Origin of the sequence: Bartonella sp. B1098 (assembly GCF_944896145.1) — a bacterium.
Lineage (GTDB): Bacteria > Pseudomonadota > Alphaproteobacteria > Rhizobiales > Rhizobiaceae > Bartonella.
The window spans coordinates 1-965 of the sequence record NZ_CALYLP010000010.1 but is presented as its reverse complement, the minus strand read 5'-3'; the positions used below and the strand labels follow the sequence as shown (position 1 = coordinate 965).

General features: G+C 32.2%; 2 protein-coding genes. One reads left to right on the top strand and one right to left on the bottom strand.

Annotated features, from left to right (window positions below):
- Nucleotides 1–95: 95 nt before the first annotated feature.
- Nucleotides 96–413 (bottom strand): hypothetical protein, encoded by a 318-nt coding sequence (locus NNJ85_RS09620; RefSeq protein ID WP_254475546.1) that lies wholly within the window; start codon nt 411–413, stop codon nt 96–98.
- 94 nt (nt 414–507) lie between these two features.
- Here NNJ85_RS09620 and NNJ85_RS09615 point away from each other — a divergent pair, with 94 nt between their 5' ends.
- Complete coding sequence (locus NNJ85_RS09615) at nt 508–819, top strand: XRE family transcriptional regulator (protein WP_254475545.1); 312 nt, start codon at nt 508–510, stop codon at nt 817–819.
- Nucleotides 820–965 lie beyond the last annotated feature (146 nt).

The following is a 965-nucleotide window of genomic DNA, read 5'->3' as shown; positions in this document are numbered from 1 at the left end:
CAAAACCCAACATCACGACGTCGATAAGTAACATTGCAATAATTGTTATTGATAAAATCTCTGATAAAATTTCATTTAAAATCATTCTGATCTCCTTAAGGCTGCAAAGTATCGCCGGTGTTCTCAATACAGCAGCTCTTGCAAATTTTCGTAATTGGGGGGCGCTGCTCTTGCATTAATGTCTGCAAGCGCTCGGGATAAAAAAAATCATCAGGACGTAAATCTATCCCATGTTCACGCGCGTAATTTAATAATTGTGCTTGATAAATCGAAGGGAATAATCCGTTAGCGCCACCTCTTTCCTTAGAATAAGTGAGACGATAAACAGCACCCTTACATTTCTGTAAAATGCGCGAAACATTAACAGCTCCCCCTAAATATTTTATTATGGTATACGCAGGTTCTTTTTTCATAACGATAAAATTTCATATTTTCTGAATTTTATCAAGATAAAATTTCATATTTTTTTTGTTGATTTTTCATTTAATATGAAAGAGCTTGCATTTTATGGAATCAGATCAATTAAAGTTATGGCTTAATACGCAATTAGCTAAAAATGGTCATGGTAGTAAGAAAATGCTAGCCAAGCATTTGGGAGTGTTGCCATCTACCTTAACTAGTATGTTGGGTGATTCAGCTACAAAAAGATCAATAAAAGCAAGTGAATTAATAGAAATTATTGATTTTTTTGGTGAAATCCCCCCTTTTCTGATCAAAGAATCTGAACAGTTTATTCAATTATATTATCAAGCAAAGCCAGAAGTTCAGGAAGCTGTTCTAACGATTCTTCAGAACTCTTGTTCTTTAGACAAAAAATAATAGCAGCTCTAACTTTTTTATCTCCACAATTCCAAAGTTTTTCTAACGTTAGTCTATCCATAATTAACCTACACTTTATTTAAATTTCATATTTTCTGAATTTTATTATTGATATTTTTCATAAATAATGAAATATACCCCATATC

Coding starts and splice junctions, on each gene's coding strand:
- NNJ85_RS09620 (WP_254475546.1), bottom strand. CDS start 413: ATGAAAAAAGAACCTGCGTATACCATAATAAAATATTTAGGGGGAGCT.
- NNJ85_RS09615 (WP_254475545.1), top strand. CDS start 508: ATGGAATCAGATCAATTAAAGTTATGGCTTAATACGCAATTAGCTAAA.